Annotated in this window: 1 protein-coding gene and 2 pseudogenes; 2 read left to right on the plus strand and 1 reads right to left on the minus strand. The window is 69.1% G+C overall.

Annotated elements, in window-relative coordinates; genetic code table 11:
- Window positions 1–801: pseudogene (locus tag MIC448_RS13040) on the minus strand (glucose-6-phosphate dehydrogenase); the annotation flags it as partial.
- Window positions 802–911: 110 nt separating this feature from the next.
- Here MIC448_RS13040 and MIC448_RS13045 point away from each other — a divergent pair.
- Both MIC448_RS13045 and MIC448_RS13050 read left to right on the plus strand, forming a co-directional pair.
- Window positions 912–2,783 (plus strand): glycoside hydrolase family 15 protein, encoded by a 1,872-nt coding sequence (locus MIC448_RS13045; RefSeq protein WP_051513860.1) that lies wholly within the window; start codon window positions 912–914, stop codon window positions 2,781–2,783.
- A gap of 31 nt (window positions 2,784–2,814) precedes the next feature.
- Window positions 2,815–3,142, plus strand: a pseudogene (locus MIC448_RS13050) (histidine kinase); the annotation flags it as partial.

Raw genomic sequence — 3,142 nt, forward strand, 5'->3', positions numbered from 1 at the left:
GGAGGCGTGCACCGGATCGTCGTCCCACAGCGCTGTGGCGCGCAGGGCCGCGGATGTCGCGTCCCGCAGGTCGACCTCGTCGAGGGTCGCGGGTGGCTCCATCGCCACGAATGCGAGCACCTGTAACAGGTGGCTCTGGATCATGTCCATCAGCGCACCGGCGTGGTCGTAGTAGCCGGCCCGGCCCTCGAGCGCGAGGGATTCGTCGTAGCGGATGACGACGGATTCGACGTTCTCGGCCGACCAGACGGGCTCGAGCACCCGGTTCGCGAATCGCACACCGAGCAGATTCAACACGGTCGATCGTCCGAGGAAGTGGTCGACGCGGAAGATCTGCTGTTCGGGGACGAGCCCCTGCACGGTGGCGTTGAGGGCCCGTGCACTTTCTTCGTCGACGCCGAACGGCTTTTCGAGGGCGAGGATGGTGCCCTCGGGCAGCTCGACGTCGGTGAGTGCCTCGCAGGCCCGCGCCGCGACTGCCGGGGGCACCGCGAAGTACAGCGCGAGCCGGCCGGGGGTCGAGGCGACGAGGGCGCGCAGGTCGTCGGCGTTCGTGATGTCCGCGCGCGTGTAGCTCGTCGAGGCGATGACGTCGTTCGCAACCTGCGCGCCGCCGGCGGCGAACGAGGCCCGGACGACATCACGCCAGTGGTCGTCGCTCCAGTCGTCCATACCGGCGCCACGCAGGTGTACACGCCGCCAACTTTCGCGGGTGAGCAGCTCGCCGAGTGCCGGCAGCAGCAGGCGCGAGGTCAGGTCGCCCGAGGCGCCCAGGATCAGGAGCGTGGTCTCGACCGTCATGCGCCCACCCTATCCGCGACCTCCGGAGCGCAGCCCGACAGGGGCCACGGCATTGGCACGACAGGGCCCACGGCGGGCTTCTCCCCGGCCCGGCTGACACCATCGGGAAGATGACTTCTCCCATCGCGGACTACGCCATGCTCAGTGACACCCGGACGGCCGCCCTCGTGTCGCGTGAGGGCAGCATCGATTGGCTCTGCCTTCCCCGCTACGATTCGGCATCCGTCTTCGGCGCTCTCTTGGGTGATCGACGGCACGGATGCTGGAGCCTTCGACCGACGGATGAATCCGCTATCCCGACTCGGCGTTACGAGGACGACACGTTCGTGCTCGTAACGCGCTGGGAGAGCGCGAGCGGTGTGGCGGACGTCTGGGAGTTCATGCCGCACGGAGGCGACACGATGCCGACCGGAGGTGCCGGAGTGGCTCTCGTCCGTCGCATCATCGGGGTGAGCGGGACGATGGAGTTTACGCAGCACCTCACGCTGCGCTTCGATTACGCGCGGGCCGTTCCGTGGGTGCGTCAGGTCGGCACCGACGAAGCCCCCGAGCTGCTCGCCATCGCCGGACCCGACGCGGTCATCGTGCGTGGGCCCCGCTTGGCGCCGACCGACCACGCGCACGCGGGAACGCTGTCGGTGTCGGCGGGGGAGCACGAGGACCTCACGCTCTCCTGGTTCCGCTCGTATGAGGACGCGCCTCCGGCTATCGATGTCGACCGCGCGCTCGCGGTGACGACCGAGTGGTGGCAGGGCTGGGCGGCGCGGATCGAGCACGACGGCCCGCATCACGACGCCGTGGTGCGCTCGCTGCTGGTGCTGCGCGCACTGTCGCATCACGACACCGGGGGGATCGTGGCGGCCGCGACGACCTCGCTGCCCGAAGAGTTCGGCGGAACGCGCAATTGGGACTATCGCTACGTCTGGCTGCGTGATGCGGCGCTCACCCTCGAGGCCCTCATCAGCCATGGGTTCCTCGGGGTCGCCGATCGCTGGCGGGCATGGCTGATCCGAGCCATCGCAGGGGACCCCGCCGAGCTGCAGATCATGTACGGACTCGGCGGCGAGCGCGACCTGTTCGAGCGGGAGCTCGACAGCCTGCCGGGCTATGACGGCGCGGGACCGGTTCGCATCGGCAACGGTGCCGCGCACCAGTTCCAGGGCGATGTGATCGGTGAGGTCATGGTCGCGCTCGACGAGGCCCGAAAGGCGGGATTGCCCGAGTCCGAGGCGTCCTGGCCCATGCAGCGCGCGCTGTTGGCGTACGTCGAGGCGAACATGGACCGGCTCGACAACGGCATCTGGGAGATCCGCGCCGAGCCGCGGATGTTCACCCACTCGCGCGTCATGATCTGGGCGGCGCTCGATCGCGGCATCCGCGCGGTGCGCGAAGAGGGTCTGGACGGACCCGCCGAGCACTGGGAGCGGCTACGGGACCGCATGCGCGACGAGATCGACGAGCGCGGTGTCGACCCCGACGGCGGCTTCTTCGTGCAGTTCTACGGCACGCGCGAGGTGGATGCCTCGCTGCTCATCCTTCCGCAGGTCGGATATTGCGCGCCGGACGACCCCCGGATGCTCGCGACCGTTGCCGAGATGGAGCGGACGCTCATGCCCGACGGGCTGCTGCTCCGGTACCGCACCGAGAGCGGTGTCGACGGGCTGGAGGGCGACGAGCATCCGTTCCTCGCCTGTTCGTTCTGGCTCGTCCAGCAGTACGCCGCCTCGGGACGGGGTGAGGACGCCGCGCGCCTGATGGACCGGCTCTGCTCCCTCGCGAACGACGTCGGTCTGCTCGCAGAGGAGTACGACGTCGGTGGGCGCCGCCACGCGGGCAACACCCCCCAGGCGCTGTCACATCTCGCATTGGTCGGTGCCGCCGACGCGCTCGTGGGTCACTACGGGCGAGCCGCAGCCTCCGCGCTGAAGCATCCTTCCTCCGTCACGTCGCCCATCGATACGACGGGTACACGCGTATCCTGAACTCTCCTGTCGTTCCGCAAGGAGAGCTCGCATGGCTTCACCGCAAGAGCTGACGCGTCGGGCTGCGATCGCCGGCTACGAGCTGATCGGGCAGCCCGCGGCGCCGGATCTCGAGGGCATCGCTCAGGTCGCGGCGACGGTGTGTGGGGTGCCGCAGGCGGTCGTGAACATCATCGACGAGAGCTATCAGCACCAGGTCGCGGCGGTGGGCTTCACACCGGCGGTGTGTTCACGAGATGACTCGATGTGCGCCGTCGTGTTCGAGAACCCCGGGCACGTGGTCGTGCCGGACGCCCGCGCAGACCCCCGCTTCGCCGCCAACCCTTTCGTCACGGGTGTGGTCGCGAACGTGCGGTTCT

Source organism: Microbacterium sp. C448 (assembly GCF_000582705.2).
Lineage (GTDB): Bacteria > Actinomycetota > Actinomycetes > Actinomycetales > Microbacteriaceae > Microbacterium > Microbacterium lacus_A.